This is a genomic window from Nannocystis bainbridge (assembly GCF_028368995.1).
Classification (GTDB): domain Bacteria; phylum Myxococcota_A; class Polyangia; order Nannocystales; family Nannocystaceae; genus Nannocystis; species Nannocystis bainbridge.
Genome location: NZ_JAQNDL010000001.1, coordinates 3614984 through 3630482, shown reverse-complemented (window position 1 = coordinate 3630482; position 15499 = coordinate 3614984). Strand labels below are relative to the sequence as shown.

The 15499-nt window shown below is 71.6% G+C and carries 11 protein-coding genes; 6 read left to right on the top strand and 5 right to left on the bottom strand.

The genetic code is table 11. The features are described from left to right. Window positions 1–128: 128 nt before the first annotated feature. From POL25_RS14200 to clpB, 4 genes are all read right to left on the bottom strand, one after another. Complete coding sequence (locus tag POL25_RS14200) at window positions 129–1763, bottom strand: SpoIIE family protein phosphatase (RefSeq protein ID WP_272086534.1); 1635 nt, start codon at window positions 1761–1763, stop codon at window positions 129–131. 430 nt (window positions 1764–2193) lie between these two features. Next, on the bottom strand, window positions 2194–3678 hold the full coding sequence (locus tag POL25_RS14195; protein ID WP_272086533.1) for a tetratricopeptide repeat protein: 1485 nt from the start codon (window positions 3676–3678) through the stop codon (window positions 2194–2196). Window positions 3679–3860: 182 nt separating this feature from the next. After that, window positions 3861–4916, bottom strand: a complete 1056-nt coding sequence (locus tag POL25_RS14190) for a lysylphosphatidylglycerol synthase domain-containing protein (protein ID WP_272086532.1) — start codon at window positions 4914–4916, stop codon at window positions 3861–3863. Window positions 4917–5127: 211 nt separating this feature from the next. Then, window positions 5128–7746 (bottom strand): ATP-dependent chaperone ClpB, encoded by a 2619-nt coding sequence (gene clpB / locus POL25_RS14185; RefSeq protein ID WP_272086531.1) that lies wholly within the window; start codon window positions 7744–7746, stop codon window positions 5128–5130. 292 nt (window positions 7747–8038) lie between these two features. Here clpB and POL25_RS14180 point away from each other — a divergent pair, with 292 nt between their 5' ends. From POL25_RS14180 to POL25_RS14170, 3 genes are all read left to right on the top strand, one after another. Next, window positions 8039–9163 (top strand): tetratricopeptide repeat protein, encoded by a 1125-nt coding sequence (locus POL25_RS14180; RefSeq protein WP_272086530.1) that lies wholly within the window; start codon window positions 8039–8041, stop codon window positions 9161–9163. 5 nt (window positions 9164–9168) lie between these two features. Next, window positions 9169–9630, top strand: coding sequence for a hypothetical protein (locus POL25_RS14175; RefSeq protein WP_272086529.1), 462 nt, complete (start codon window positions 9169–9171; stop codon window positions 9628–9630). Between the two features lie 312 nt (window positions 9631–9942). Next, entirely contained in the window at window positions 9943–11223 is a 1281-nt protein-coding gene (locus tag POL25_RS14170) for a vWA domain-containing protein (RefSeq protein ID WP_272086528.1), read from the top strand. Window positions 11224–11328: 105 nt separating this feature from the next. Here the strand turns inward: POL25_RS14170 and POL25_RS14165 are convergent, their stop codons facing one another. After that, the gene (locus tag POL25_RS14165; RefSeq protein ID WP_272086527.1) at window positions 11329–12987 is read right to left on the bottom strand and encodes a hypothetical protein; all 1659 of its coding nucleotides are present in this window, start codon (window positions 12985–12987) and stop codon (window positions 11329–11331) included. Window positions 12988–13047: 60 nt separating this feature from the next. On the opposite strand from POL25_RS14165, the gene add reads away from it, so the two are divergent. From add to POL25_RS14150, 3 genes are all read left to right on the top strand, one after another. Next, window positions 13048–14118 carry an adenosine deaminase gene (gene add / locus POL25_RS14160; protein WP_272086526.1) on the top strand — a complete coding sequence of 357 codons (1071 nt, stop codon included), beginning with the start codon at window positions 13048–13050 and terminating at the stop codon, window positions 14116–14118. Between the two features lie 110 nt (window positions 14119–14228). Continuing rightward, window positions 14229–14927 (top strand): STAS domain-containing protein, encoded by a 699-nt coding sequence (locus POL25_RS14155; protein WP_272086525.1) that lies wholly within the window; start codon window positions 14229–14231, stop codon window positions 14925–14927. Further along, window positions 14924–15493, top strand: a complete 570-nt coding sequence (locus POL25_RS14150) for a hypothetical protein (RefSeq protein ID WP_272086524.1) — start codon at window positions 14924–14926, stop codon at window positions 15491–15493. The genes POL25_RS14155 and POL25_RS14150 overlap by 4 nt, the downstream gene beginning before the upstream one ends. Window positions 15494–15499 lie beyond the last annotated feature (6 nt).

Sequence of the window (15499 nt, the reverse complement as noted above, 5' to 3'; positions counted from 1 at the left end):
TCGCGGACGGGCGCGCGATCTCGCGCAGGCATGGGCGAGAGCGCCCGGACGCGCTCGGATATTCCACGAAGGGAATGTCTTTGAAAGCATGTCCGATCGCGCATGGCGCGAACGACATGTTCGATGGTTCAGGCGCCGAACAGGGCGAGGGCGAAGCTGATGTCGTCGGAGGCGGGGGCGCGGCCGCGGTGGTGGGCCAGCCGGTCCTTGAGCTGGGACTCGAACCACTCGAGGTCGGGCTTGCGGCCGGCGGCGTGGCGGATGTCGGCGACCATCTCGGTGAGGCCGTCGACGCCGAGGATCTTGTCGTCCTCATTAAAACACTCGGACAGGCCGTCGGAGTAGAGGAGGAGCAGCTCGCCGGGGCGGAGGCGGTCGGTGCTGAGCTCGAGCTCGATGTCGATGAGGCCGATCGGCATGCCCTCGGCCAGGCGGAGCTCGCGGATCATGCCGTTCGGGCTGACGACCATCGGCGCCGGGTGGCCGCAGCCGACCGCCTCGAGCGCGCCGGTGCGCGGGTCGATCAGCGCGGCCGCGAGGGTCACGAAGGTCTCGCCGCTCCAGGTGTCGAGCAGCTGGCGGTTCAAGGTGTGGACGAGGTCGGGCAGGGACATGCCCTGGCGGACCGCCAGGTGCACGGTGGTGTGCAGGCCGGAGGCGATCAGCGCGGCGTCGATGCCCTTGCCGGCGACGTCCATGACGGTGACGAGGACGCGGCCGTCGCGGGTCGGCAGGGCGTCGACGTAGTCGCCGCCGACGCCCTTGCACGGGGTGAAGCCGAAGCCGATCTGAAGTGACCCGGAGGACATGTCCCGAGGGACAAGTCGGGCCTGGATCGCGGCGGCGCGCCGCAGCTCCTCCTCGAGCAGGGCCTGGCGCTGGGCCGCCTCGCGCGCGGTCCAGGCGTCCTCGGCCTGGCGGAACATGGCCGAGGCGAGCGAGGCGAGCGCGAGCCACTCGGCGGTGCCGTACTGGCCGGGCAGCATGACGTAGAGGACGTCGAGGTGCTCGCCGTCGCCGCCGACCGGGCAAGCGACGGCGGCGGTGGCCTGGCCGCCGAACACGACCGACATCTGGACCATGTTGTTCTTCGGGCCGGCGGGGCCGGAGCTGGCGAGCACGGGGGCGTCGCTGGCGAGCACGGCCTTGATCACCGAGCGGCTGATCGGCGGCTCGCCGCCGGGGCCGGTCGGGCCGGACAGAATCTCGGGGGCGCTGGCGTCGGAGCGGAGGATCCGCAGGACCACTGCGGCGTTGCCGTGGAAATGCGCGCTGGTCAGCAGCTCGCACAGCTGGAACATGCGCTGGTCGGCTGCCCCTTCGGCCAGCAAGGCGGCGCTGAAGCCGAGCAGCCGCGAGAGGTGCGAGGCGTCGACCTTGGGCGGGCCCAGCTCCTGCAAGGTGCGCGCGGGGCCGAAGGCGCCGTCGGTGACGCTGGTGCGCGGGCGCGCGGCGGGCCGCAGCGGGGCCGGGCCGGTGTGGAAGACGAGGTCGAACTCGTCGATGCGGAGGACGTCGCAGTTCTGCAGGCCGCGCTCGCCGGCGACGCGGGTGCCGTTGACGCCGGTGCCGTTGCGGCTGCCGAGGTCGCGCACGCGCCAGCCGGCGTCGTCGCAGATCAGCTCGGCGTGCTGGCGCGAGACCGAGGTGGTGTTGAGGACGACGTCACAGTCGGGGGAGCGGCCGACGATGACGCGACGCCCGACGAGGTTGACGTTGGTGACGGGAGCCTGGCCCCGGCGGATCTCCAACCATCCGGCCACGGAGCCACGATAGACCAAAAGCGCGGGCGGGGGCGCGCGAGGCGGCCCGTCCTGCCGCCAGCGGCCGGCCACGGACCCCTGGCTGCGGCCGGCGCGGGCGGGCGAGGCTCGCCGTGCACACGGGTCGTGGGTGCGCCAGGCGGCGCGGCCGTGACTTTGCGGAGGGCGCTGCAGGCGAGGCTGCTTCGCCGGTCGCGCGAGCGAGGCTGCTTCGCCGGTCGCGCGAGCCGAGGCAGTGAAGCGGCGAGGTGCGAGCCGGCGAGCGACGGCTCGGCGAGCGACGGCTCGGCGAGTGACGGCTCGGCGGGCGACACCTCGGCGAGTGACGGCTCGGCGAGCGACGGCTCGGCGAGCGACGGAGAAAGCAGGAACGACCCCGCGGCGGGCCGCGGAGTCGTTCCTGGGTGCGGGCGACGGTCGTCGCCGCGGGTCACTTGCCGGCGGTCTTCGGGGCGAAGAACACCTGGCCCTGCGACAGGGCGTAGGTGACCTTCATGCTCTTGAGCAGCGGCACGTTGACGTAGCCGCCGAGCTCGAAGCCGCCGAGCTCGACGACCTGGGCGAGGCCGCCGTCGGGCGGGGTGTTGGCGAGGACGAGGCCGCCGACGCCCTTGACGCCGAGCTCACCGACCTTGGCCTGGTCGATGTAGACCATCTTGAGGCCGGAGTTGGGGTCGTCGAGCGGGTCGAGCTCGCGCGGCAGGTGGCCGCTCTTGAGGAAGTTCTTCTTGGCGACGGTGAGGGCCGTGCCGTAGGAGCCGCCGAGCCAGGCGTAGAACTGGGCGTCGGAGCCCTCGAGCGTGACGGGCACGGTGGGCACGAGGAACAGGTGGAGGTCGAGCAGGAGCAGCTGCGACGCGGTGGCGCCCGCGGGCGCGGCGGTCGGCGCGGCGCTCTGCAGCTCGAGCGAGGCGTTGGGGAAGTCGAAGGTGATCGCGCCGATCTTGCTCATGACCTGGCGGCCGAGCAGGACGCCGGGCGTCTCGCCGAGGCCGAAGGTCGAGAGGTCGTCGACGATCGCCGGGATGTTGGTGATCTTGAGGTCGCCGAACTTGACCTCGGGGATGATGACGATGCTCGTCTCGGTGTCGCTGCCGAAGGTCTTGATCTTGGCGACCTCCTTCAGCTTGAGCTGGTCGGCGAAGGCCTTGTGGATCCGGGCCTCCTCGCGCAGCTCGAGCAGGAGCACGCGGGTGTACTCGCTGCCGACGGTGGCGCCGGCGTGCTTGAGGCCCTGGGTCGGGTCGAGCTGCAGGTCGGAGCTGCCCTTGGCGCCGTCGACCTTGGCCAGCTCTCCCTTGCCCTCGAGCGGGCGCATGAAGGCGGCGTGGCTCTGCAGCAGCGGCAGCAGCGGGTTGTCGGGCTCGATCAGCTTGAAGACCGCGTCGAGGGTCTTGACCGCGTTGACGGCGTCGAGCTGGGCGTAGTAGCTCCACAGCTTGATCAGCAGCGGGTCGATCTGGTTCTGGTCGGCGGCGAGGATCGTGTCCTGCAGCTCGATCGCGGCCTTGTGGTCGCCGACGGCCTGGTAGTTGCGGCCGAGGCCGACGGCGGCGCCGAAGTTCTTGCGGTCGAGCTCGAGCGCCTCCTTGAAGGCCTTGGTCGAGCCGGCGTAGTCACCCGCGCGCCAGCTGGCCGCCCCGAGCACCGCGTAGGCGTCGGCGTTCTTCGACTCGGACTCGAGCGCCCGCTTGGCCCGCTCGCGCGCCGAGGACCAACGACCGCTGGCGAGGTCCTTGTTGGCCAGCGCGACCAGCGTGTCGGCCTTGGCGGCCTTCTGCGCGTCGGCCCGCTTGCGGTCGGCCTCTTCGACCGACATGCCCTTCTCGCCAGGAGCGGTGGTGTCGCCCTTCTTGCCGCACGCCGCGGTGGTGAGGGTCAGGGCGAACAGGCCCAAGAGACCGGGGCGGAACAACTGGCGAAGCGTACGAAGGTCGCGCGACATGAACTCTCCAGCGCGGCGCACAGGGCGGCGCCGCGCCGGCGGAGCATACCCGCGGGAGCGGCCGTCCAGCAACGGCCAGGCGCGGGGGCCAAAGCCGACGCCGCGGCACGAAAGCCCCCGGAGGGGCCGGCCGCGGGAGAATTACCGGAGGGTCAGGCGATCGGACCGGGTTCGGAAGGGCCGCCCGGCGAGGGATCGGTCGGCCTCCGGCGCCGGTCGCGGCCGAGGAGCGCGAGGCCGGGGAGGGCGAGCAGGAGGGCGCCGAGGAGGCCGAGCAGGTACATGAGGGCGCCGAAGCTGGCGCCGGGCCCGGCGAAATCGGCCGGGCCGATGAAGAGCTGCAAGGCCAGGGCGGCGCCGAACTGAAAGCTGCCGACCTGGGCCGGTCCGCCGGGCAGCTGGATGCTGAGGCCGACGATGGCGACGATCACGGCGGCCTCGCCGGCCCCGAGATCGATGCCGCAGGCCCGGAGCACCAGCCACAACTGCAGGAGGGTGACCGCCCAGTAGACGAGCGAGGCGGCGAGCAGGAACAGGCCGCGAGCGCTGGTGAAGATCGGCCGCAAGGCGGCGGCGAGGTGGAACACGAACTCGCCGAGGCGGGCGCCGAGGACGGGCCGCACGAGGCCGCCGAGGCGCTCGTGGTGGCGCGGGGGGGTGAAGGCGAGGAGGCCGAGCGCGAGCATCAAGCCGGCGAAGACGACGCCGGAGGCGAGGCCGAACCGCTCGACCGAGCCGACGAGGGCGGCGAACTCGGGGCTGAAGGCGGTCGAGAGGCCGAGGCCGAGGAACAGCATGCCGACGACGAGGAGGCCGTCGAGCAGGCGCTCGCTGGCGATGGCGGCGATCGCCTCGGGCAGGCCGAGGCCAGGGACGCCGGCGCGGGCGAGCAGCAGCGGGCGCGACAGCTCGCCGAGCCGCAGCGGCAGCAACAAGATGACGAGGAAGGACACGAGGCCGCTGCCGACGAGCAGGTCCCGGGAGACAGGGACGCCAGGCGGCAAGGCCCAGCGCAGGCGCACGGCGCGGAGCAGGCTGTAGGGGAGGTGCAGCGCGGCCGCGAGGGCCAGCAGCCCCGGCCGCGGGAGGTGCAGGACGTCCGGCCACAGCGGGACCGTGCGCGAGGCGAGCCACAGGAGGACGACGGCGCCGACGCACGAGACGGCCCACAGGAGGGCGCGACGCCGCGGCGGTGTGGGCAGGGCCACGACGGGCACTCTACGGCGGACGCCGGCCGCGGTGCACGCGACCGACGCGCGAGCCGCCGTGAGTCAAGATCGAAGGCGCGATCTTCGTGTCGCGGGCGAAAGAGATCGGGCCGCACGAAGGGTGACCCGCGGGCCCGGGTGGACGAGCGTCGCCCCGGCCGCGCGCGGCCGGGGCGAAGCATGTCTCTCAGGACATGTCCTCAAGGACAAGTCATTTGATGGCGAGGTCGATGCGCGGCTCGCCGTCCTCGTCCTTGCCGGCGGTGGCGACGACGGTCTGGCCGCCGCGGATCTCGCCGGCGAGGATCCGGGTGGCGAGCGGGTCGAGCAGGGTGTTCTGCAGCAGGCGCTTGAGCGGGCGCGCGCCGTAGGTCGGGTCGTAGCCGCGGTCGGCGAGCTGGCGCTTGGCGTCGTCGGCGACCTCGAGGTGGATCTCGCGCTGGGCGAGGCGCTGCTCGATGCGCGCCAGCTGGATGTCGAGGATGCCCTGCATGTCGTCGCGCTGCAGCGAGCCGAACGAGATCACGCCGTCGAGCCGGTTGAGGAACTCGGGCCGGAAGTGGCGGCGCAGCACCTGCTCGCGCGCCTGCTCGAGCGCCTTGCCGGTCAGCCCCTCGGCGGCCAGCTCGCTGCCGATGTTGCTGGTCATGAGGATGATGGTGTTGCGGAAGTCGACCACGTGGCCCTGGCTGTCGGTGAGGCGGCCGTCGTCGAGCACCTGCAGCAGGAGGTTGAAGACCTCGGGGTGGGCCTTCTCGATCTCGTCGAGCAGGACCACGCTGTAGGGCCGGCGGCGGATCGCCTCGGTGAGCTGGCCGCCCTCCTCGTGGCCGACGTAGCCCGGCGGCGAGCCGATCAGGCGCGAGACGGAGAACTTCTCCATGTACTCGCTCATGTCGATGCGCACGACGTGGCGCTCGTCGTCGAACAGGAACTCGGCCAGGGCCTTGGCCAGCTCGGTCTTGCCGACGCCGGTCGGGCCGAGGAACAGGAACGAGCCGATCGGGCGCGCCGGGTCGGACAGGCCGGCGCGGCTCTGACGGACGGCCTGGGCGACGCGGTGGACCGCCTCGCGCTGGCCGACGACGCGGCGCTCCAGCACCGACTCCATCTCGACCAGGCGCGCGGTCTCGCTGGCGAGCATGCGGCTGACGGGGATGCCGGTCCAGCGGCTGACGATGCCGGCGATGTCCTCGTCGGTGACGACCTCGCGGACGAACGAGTCCTTGGTCTTGGCGGCGTCTTCGAGCCTGGCCCTGGCGTCCTCGCGCTGCTTCTCGAGCGCGCGCATGGTGCCGTAGGTCAGCTCGGCGACGCGGTTGTAGTCGCCGGCGCGCTGGGCCTTGGCGGCCTCGTTCTTGACGTTCTCGATCTGCTCGGACAGCTCCTTGATCTCGCGCACGCGGTCGCGCTCGCCCTGCCAGCGCGAGCGCAGCCCGGCGACCTCTTCACGCAGCGAGGCCAGCTCGCTCTCGACCTCGCCGACCCGCTTCTTGACCGCGGCCGACTTGTCCTCGCGCAGCAGCGCCTGGCGCTCGATCTCGAGGCGGGTGATCTTGCGCTCGCGCTCGTCGATCGGCAGCGGCACGCTCTCGATCTCCATCTTCAGGCGCGCGGCCGCCTCGTCGACCAGGTCGATCGCCTTGTCGGGGAGGAAGCGGTTCTGAATGTATCGGTGGCTGAGCTTGGCCGCGGCGACGATCGCGGCGTCCTGGATGCGGATGCCGTGGTGAGCCTCGAACTTGTCGCGCAGGCCGCGGAGGATGGCGATGGTGTCGTCGACGCTGGGCTCGTCGATCATCACCGGCTGGAAGCGGCGCTCGAGCGCCTTGTCCTTCTCGATGTGCTTGCGATACTCGTCGAGCGTGGTGGCGCCGATGCAGCGCAGCTCGCCGCGCGCGAGCGCCGGCTTGAGCATGTTGGCGGCGTCCTGAGCGCCCTCGGCCTTGCCGGCGCCGACGAGGGTGTGGAGCTCGTCGATGAACAGGATGATCGCGCCGCTCGCGGCCTCGACCTCCTGCAGCACGGCCTTGAGGCGCTCCTCGAATTCGCCGCGGTACTTGGCGCCCGCGACCAGGGCGGCGAGGTCGAGCTGGAGGAGCTTCTTGTCCTTGAGGCTCTCGGGCACGTCGCCGGCGGTGATGCGCTGGGCGATGCCCTCGGCGATCGCGGTCTTGCCGACGCCGGGGTCGCCGATCAGCACCGGGTTGTTCTTGGTCCGGCGCGACAGCACCTGCAGCGCGCGGCGGATCTCGACGTCGCGGCCGATCACCGGGTCGAGCTTGCCGGCGCGCGCGGCCGCGGTGAGGTCGCGGCAGTACTTCTGCAGCGCCTCGTACTTCTGCTCGGGGTTGTCGTCCTGCACGGTCTGGGTCCCGCGGATCTCGGCCAGCGCCGACAGCAGGAGGTCGCGGCTGCCGCCGAGCTTGGCCAGCAGCTCGGCCGCGCGGATCTTCTGCTTCGTCGCCTTGGGGCTGAAGCAGGCGAGGATCAGGTGCTCGGTGCTGACGAAGCGGTCGTGCAGCTGCTCGGCCTCGGTGGCGGCGAGGTCGAGCAGCTCGCGCAGCTCGTGCGAGGGCGGCGGTTGATCGCCGCCCTGGACCCGCGGCTGGCGGCCGAGCTCGGCCTGGATCGCGCGCAGGACCGCGGCGCCGTGGATGCCGGTGCGCTCGAGCAGCGGCAGCGCGAGGCCGCCTTCTTGCTGCAGCGAGGCGAGGAGGAGGTGCAGGCTGGTGGTCTCGGGGTGGCCGAGCTCGCGGCTGATGGCCTGGGCGTGCGCGAGCGCCTGACGGGTCTTGAGGGTCACAGTTTCGGGGTTGAAGACGGCCATGGGGTTCCTCGGGCGGGCGTCGACAAAAAGACTTGAAGGACAGCGCTAGCCTGGGCTCGCGTGTCAAAATGGCAACGCGGTGGTCGAACTGCGCGGGCGTCTCGAGACCTCACGCGCCGGCCGCACTTGCGCGAGGCCATGGCTGGCCGCAAGCTTTTGGGCTTTGCGCGCGGGGTGGCAGTTGCGGCCGGCGAGGTTCCCGGGCAGCTTCAAGCGAGCCATGGTTCGCGCTCGTGCCGTCGTCCGCCCGTTCCTCGCCGCGCTGTCGGCTCCGTTGGTGGGCGCGATGCTCATGAGCTCCTGCACCGCGCCGGGGCCGAAGGCCGATGCGCCCGAGGTCGCGCCGAAGGCCGCGCCGGCGCCCGAAGCGGTGAACCCGCCAGCGGGCGCGGGGCCGGGGGTGCAGAGCGACGGTGAGATCGTGTCGGCGGTGAAGTGGATCGAGGGCGATCTCGAGGCGGCGCTCGCCGCGGCGAAGGCGGCGGGCAAGCTGGTGTTCGTCGACGTCGGCGCGTACTGGTGCCCGCCCTGCCGCGAGCTCGACGAGAAGGTGTTCACGCGGCCCGACGTCGGCGCGGCGCTGGCCGACTACGTCGCGCTGCACGTCGACGCCGAGAAGGGCGAGGGGCCCGAGCTGGTGGCGCGCTACAAGGTGCAGGCCTACCCGACGCTGCTGGTGCTCGACGCCGACGGGGTCGAGAAGGGCCGCCTGGTCGACGCGATGGAGCCGCCGGCGCTGCTCGCCGCGCTCACCAAGATCGCCGCAGGCGGCAACGTGCTCGCCGAGCTCGAGCAAAAGGTCGCGGCCGCGCCGGACGACCTGCAGGCGCGCTACGAGCTCGGGGTCGCGTACGCGCTGGCGGCCCGCCGCGCCGAGGCCGAGGCGGCGTTCGAGCGCGTGATCGCGGGCGACCCCGACAACGCCAAGGGCCTCGCGGCCAAGGCGATGCGCGACCGCGCGGCCTTTTTGGTGGCGAAGCTCGACCGCGACTCCGAGCGGGCGATCGCGCTCTACAAGGAGCTGCAGCAGAAGTTCCCCGCGGCCAAGGAGACCATCCCGGCCTTCCGCGCGATCGGCCGCGAGCTGCACAAGCTCGGGCGCGACGACGAGGCGATCGCCAGCCTGCAAGCGATGGTGGCGAGCGACCAGAACGACGTCGACCTCAAGAGCGCGTTCGGGTGGTTCGCCTTCCGCGAGCGCTGCGGTCAGGCGCCGGCGCTCGAAGCGGTCGATGCCGCGGTCGCCAAGCAGCCCGACGCTGCGGAGCTCCACTACTTGCGGGCCGAGCTGCAGCACCAGCTCGGGCGCGGCGCCGAGGCGCTCGCGGCGATCCGCGAGGCCGCCCGGCTCGAGCCCGAGTCGGCGTTTTACAAGCGCCAGGTGCGGCGCTTCACCGAGCTGTCTGGAGGGACATGATGGCGATGACGTCCGGCATCGTCGCGCTCGCGACCGCGCTCGCGCTGGCGGCGCCCCCGCCACCCCCGAGCGATCCCGAAGCGATCGGCGGTTATTACGCCTTCGGCGAGAATCGCGAGCGCGAACCAGTCGACGGCCACGAGAAGGTCGTGACGGGCACGGTCATCCTGCCGCTCGGTCTGCTCCGGACCGGCCTCGGCGTGGCGATGTTCGCGATGGCCTCGCCGCAGTACTGCAACCGCATCTACGGCGCCAACGCGACCGACCAGACCTGCCGCGGCCTGCAGATCTACGGGCTCGTCGGCGTCGGCATGGGCGGCCTCATGGCCGTCACCGGCGCGGTGTTCCTCGCGTGGGGCATGAGCCAGCGGGCTCGGCACCATCGCTGGCTGCGGGACCACGGCATGGCGCTCGCGCCGATGATGTCCCGAGAGGTGCGCGGACTTTCGTTCGGCTTCCGCTTTTGAGGCCGCTCGCGCTGCGCGAAGGATTGCGCGGCCGGAGCGTTGCAGCGCCGTGACGCAGGCGCGCCCGGGCGTGTAAGGCAGCGACCGCGCGACCGGATGCGGTCGCTATCGGGGCGGAGCCGACGTTCGCAGGCCGCGCCGCGCAGATCTGCTCTTCGCCGGAAAGCTGCGACGGGCCGGCGTGATCGGTATAGTGACCGCCGCGGACGCCCGGACACGGCCCGTGCTTCGGTGTCCAACTCGACGGGCCCCCGTCCTCGACTCTCAACTTCACCCAACTCTCGAAGGAACCTTCCGCTTATGAAGCGCGCGTTGATTTCCAGCCTCGTGGCTGTCGGCCTGGTCGGCTGCGGCGACGATGGCAAGCAAGTGGACACCACGGCCAGCACCAACTCGATGACGGGCATCCTGACGCTGCCGGGCACCACCAGCGAGCCGACCACGACGACCTCGGCGTCCGAGTCGACCACCGAGACGGTGCCGACCGGCACCCTGGGCCCGACCACGGACACGGACACGGCCAACACCACGTTCGACCCCAACGACTGCGGCGAGGCCGTGGTCGAGATCCCGGTCGTGACGCCGAACGTCATGCTCGTGCTCGACAAGTCGGGCTCGATGGTCACCCCCGACAAGGGCTACTGGGACCACGACGGCGACGACGCCAACGACGACGGCATCCAGGACGCCGACCCCAACATGATGGCGGCGGCGACCCCGAAGATCACCCGCTGGAAGTCGCTCTACAGCGTGGTCGACTTCATCACCGGGACCTTCCAGAACTCGATGAACCTCGGCGCGGTGCTGTTCCCGTCGAAGATGGCCGCCTCGGCCTACAACGCGACGGCCTGCCCGGTGAACATGACGCCCGAGGTGGAGATCGCGCCGATGAACGGCCAGGCGATCCTCAACGCCATCCCCGGCGCCGACGAGACCGACGCGACCATCAAGGGCGGCACGCCGGCGACCAAGGGCGTCAAGGCGGCGCTCTCCGAGCTCGGCACCATCCAGGACGGTCAGCCGCAGTTCATCATCCTCGTCACCGACGGCGCGGCCAACTGTCGCGAGGACGCGGCCAACAACTCGGAGCTGTTCGAGCAGTACGACGAGAACCTGGCGATGGTGGTCGGTGACGCGTTCACCAACCTCAGCATCCCGACCTACGTGGTCGGCATCGCCATCGCCGACACGACCAGCCCGACGGCCAACGACGGCAACCCGGACGCCACCAACGCCTACCAGAAGCTCAACGAGCTGGCCGACATCGGCGGCCGTCCGCGCGATGGCGACGTCAAGTTCTACGACACGCAGAACCAGGTCGAGCTGCAGATGGCGCTCGAGGAGATCTCGATGCAGATCCTGAGCTGCACGATCACCCTCGACCCGGTGCCGAAGTACCCCGACTACGTCGAGGTCAGCGTCAACGGCACGGCCTACGGCAACACCCAGGTCACGACCTGCGACGGCAGCGAGGACGGCTGGATGTTCACGACGCCGGACATGAACGAGATCATCCTGTGCGGCGCCGCCTGCTCCGGCTTCCAGATGAGCGGCGTGCTCGACGCCCAGTACCGCTGCCCGAACTCGGGCTAGCCGCCGCGGCCCGCCGGCGCTTCGCATGAAGCACCGGCGCCGCCTTCGGGGTCTCAATTCACGACCGCGGGGTCGCCGGAACGGCGGCTCTGCGGTTTTCAGCTTTCAGGGCACGGGGTTGAACTGGGCGCAGGCCGAGACGACGTCGTCGAGCACGCCGGCGAAGGTGGCGGCGAGGTCGCCCTGGCAGATGTTTTGGAACAGGCCGCGCTCGCGGAAGGCGCGGGTGATCGTGAGGATCCGGCGCCCGGGCGCGGCGCCGCCGTAGACGCCCTCGCACACGGTCTCGGGCATCTCGAACACGCCCTGGCCGCCGGCGATGGCGAGCACCACCAGGCGATCGAGGTCGCCGCCGACGGCGTCGACGATGCGCTGGCGGATGGCGACCGAGGTGTCGAGCACGAAGTCGTAGGTGTCCTCGTCGGTGAGGATGACGATGAACAGCAGCGAGTCGTCGCGCAGGAACCCGGCGTTGGCCGGGTCGTGCAGGGCGGCGGCGAGGTTGTAGTAGGTCATCTCCTCGGTGCCGCTGCGGGTGGCGGCGACGCAGGCGAACTCGTCGGCGAAGCTCGGCGAGGGGCCGACCAGCCAGCGCTGCCCGGGCGGCAGGCCGCAGTCGGTGTCCGGGCCCTCGGGCGTCATCGGGTAGTCGCGGTGGGTGTGCAGGGCGGTGAAGCCCTGCTCGCTCGAGACGACGCCGACGTGGAAGTCCTCGACATCGGTGAGCTCGCCCAGCAGCGCGTCCGTGAACTCGGCCAGCACCGGCGGCATGCCGTCGGCGCCGCGCAGGGCGTCCTGCTCCTCGTCCATGCTGCCCGAGCCGTCGATGGCGAACAGCACGTCGATGCGCTTGCAGCCGCTCGGCGGGGTCTCCGGCAGCGGCTCCTCGTAGTCGAAGTCCTCGCAGGTGCGCACCGCCAGCGGGGTGAACTCGGCCAGCGCCGCGGCGTAGGCGATGGAAGACTTCTCGTAGTGGCGGCTCTTGTCGCTGACGGCCAGCGCGAACATGTGCAGCTCGAGCCCGCCGTCGCCGTAGGTGAAGGCCGAGACCCGCCGGCGATCGCCGTCGCCGACCAGCCGCAGGTAGGCCTCGGAGGCCTGGCCCGGCAGGGCGTACATGTTGGCCTGCTTGTCGTCGGTCGCGGCCACCAGCATCGCCAGGCCGGTGGCCCCGGGCGCCGGCCAGTCGGGCCGCTGCAGCACCGGGAACATCAGGCCGGAGAACATGAAGTTGCCGACGTCGAAGTCGCTCGCGTAGACGTCGAAGCGATCGAGGGTGCAGCGCAGCGCGTCGGCGGCCCCGGGGGTGACCTCGCCGCCGGCGCCGAACACGAGGATCGGGTCGCTCGCGGCGTTGCCCTGGGCGAGCAAGCAGTCGGTGGTGGCCATGAACTCGGTGCCGACGTTGGGCAGGACGCGGACGGTCGCGCCTGTCTCTTCGACCAGGTTTGTGAAGTGCTCGACGAGCGCGTCCTGATCGGCGAGGCCGTAGATCTTGGCGCTCGGGTGGAGCACCAGCGAGACGTCGATCTGGGCGCAGAAGGTCGGGGCCGCCGGGCCGCCGGTGTCGGTGTCGGTGTCGGTGTCGCCGGTCGGGGCGCCGGTGGTCGGCGCGGGGCCGTCGCCGGTGGTGGCGGCCGTGAGGTCGATCCCGCCGCTGGTGCCCGTGGTCGCCGCGCCGTCGGTCACGGCGGCGCCGCCGTCGCCGCAGCCAATCAGCGCGGCCGTCAGCGAGGTCGACAACCATGGACGCAGGCGCAGCATCGTCTGCCTGAGCAATAGGCGATGTCGCAAGCGCTGTCGAGCGCGTGCTAGCGTCGGCCGATGTCCGCCGCGTCCCCGCCAGGCCTCGACCCGCTGCGCGCCCGACTCATCGAGCGCTTGCCGAAGGCCGAATTGCACCTGCACCTCGAGGGCTCGGTCGAGCCGGAGCTGGCGCTCGCGCTCGCGCGCAAGCACGGCAAGGCGCTGCCCGGCGACGATGCGGGGGTGGAGGGCCTGCGCCGCAGCTACGTGTTCAAGGACTTCGGCGAGTTCGTGCGCATGTACCTCGCGATCTCGGCGTGCCTCACCGATGTGGATGACTTCGCGGCGATCGCCGTCGACCTGGCGCGCAAGCTGGCGGCCGAGAACGTGCGCTACGCGGAGGTCACGTTCACGCCGCTGACCCACGTGAACCGCGGCGTGGCCGGCGATACGCTGCTGGCCGGGCTCGCCGAGGGCCGCGCGCGCGCCCGGGCCGAGCACGGGGTCGAGCTGGCGTGGGTGTTCGACATCGTCCGCCACCGCTTCGCCGAGGGCGCGCCGACGCTGGCGCTGGCGCTCGAGGGCCGCGAGGTCGGGGTGATCGGCCTCGGGTTCGCCGGCCCGGAGTCGCCGCAATGGCCGACGGCCCCGTATGCGCCGCTGTTCGCCAGAGCCCGCGCCGAGGGCCTGCGCTCGCTGCCCCACGCGGGCGAGCTCGACGGGCCTTCGAGCGTGTGGAGCGCCCTGCGCGAGCTGGGCGCCGAACGCATCGGCCACGGGGTCCGCTGCCTCGCCGACCCGGCGCTGGTGGAGCACCTGCGCGAGCGACGGATCCCGCTCGAGGTGTGTCCGACGAGCAACCTGGGGATCGGGCTGTACCCCGCGCTCGCCGACCATCCGCTGCCGCAGCTGCTGGCGGCGGGCCTCGAGGTCTCGCTCGCCAGCGACGACCCGCCGCTGTTCGCGACCACGCTCGCCGAGGAGTACCGCCGCTGCGCCGCCGCGTTCGGGTGGGACGCGGCGCAGATCGCCGCGCTGGCCCGCAACAGCGTCGAGCACAGCTTCATGCCGGCCGAGGCCAAGGCGCGGCTGCTGGCCGAGCAGGCGGCGGTGCTCGCGGAAGTGAAGACCGTCTCCGACACCATGTGACCAGGTCTCGCGCGGTCTCGTCCGGCGCGCGGCCCGGCCGCCACCATCGCTGCATTCGCATGCCTGTTTCGTGGATCGGCGACTCGGTTATCCTCCCGGGCCCGGCAGCGATGCCAGGAGGACGTATCACCGACGACGCTCTTGACCCTGCGCCCGAGGCGGTCGCGGTCGTGGTCCCGCGGATCGAGCGGATCCACGACCTGCTCGCCTCGATCTCTCTCGACGAATTCGACCCCGCGACCGACCTGCTGCCGCTCGTCCATCCGGACCGCTTCGGCGCGCTCGAGGAGACGATCAACCTGTTCGCGCGGCAGCTCGACCTCACCGTCCGCGAGCACCGCGAGACGATCCGCGAGCTCGAGCTGTCGCGCCGCGAGCTCGAGTCGCAGCTGACGACCATCGACGAGCAGCGGGCGGCGCTCCGGACGATGTCGACGCCGGTGGTCGAGCTGTGGGACGACGTGCTGGCGCTGCCGGTCGTCGGCCTGGTCGACGCGCGGCGGGCCGACGAGATGATCGCCGCGCTGCTCGAGCGGGTCACGCAGGCGCGGGCCCGCTGCGTCATCATCGACCTCACCGGCGTCGAGCGGATCGACGACGCGACCTCGGGCCACTTCCTGCGCCTCGTCGCCACCACGCGGCTGGTCGGGACCTTCTGCGTCATCACCGGGCTGAGCCCGCAGATCGCCGACGCGATGACCGAGCTCGGCATCGACATGGGCCGCACGCCGACGCTCGCGACCCTCAAGGACGGGCTCAAGGCCTGCTTCACCCACCTCGGCCGCGCGACGGCCCGGAGGTCGCCGTGACTTCCTACCAGCCGATGGTCCCCGACATCACGGTGTTCGGGCAGACGACCAGCGTGTTCATCGAGGTCCTCAAGTCGTTCTCGGTGCTGCAAAAGGCGATGCTCGAGGCGCTCGGCGTCGACGCGGTCGACCCGCAGGCGTGGTACCCCCAGGAGCGGATCCTCCGCGCCTATCAAAAGGTCGACCTCGTGCTCGGCAGCCGCGGCCTCGAGCGGTTCGGCCGCCAGGTCCCGCCGCTGGTCGCGTTCCCGCCGGGCATCGACGACCCCCACACCGTGCTCTCCGGGCTCGACGCGACCTATCACCTCAATCACAGCCGGGACGGCGTCGTCATGCTCGATCTCGCGACCGGCGAGATGACCGAGGGCATCGGCCATTACCACTACGAGCGCGTCGACGAGCGCGAGGCCCGGATGTGCTGCGACACGCCCTACCCGTGCCGCTTCGACATGGGGCTGGTGGCAGGGTTCGCCGCGCGGTTCGTGACCGATGTGGAGGTCGAGCACGAGCCCGGCGAGTGTCGGGCTCGGGGCGGAGCGAATTGCGTCTATCGGGTCCGCTGGTGAGGTGAG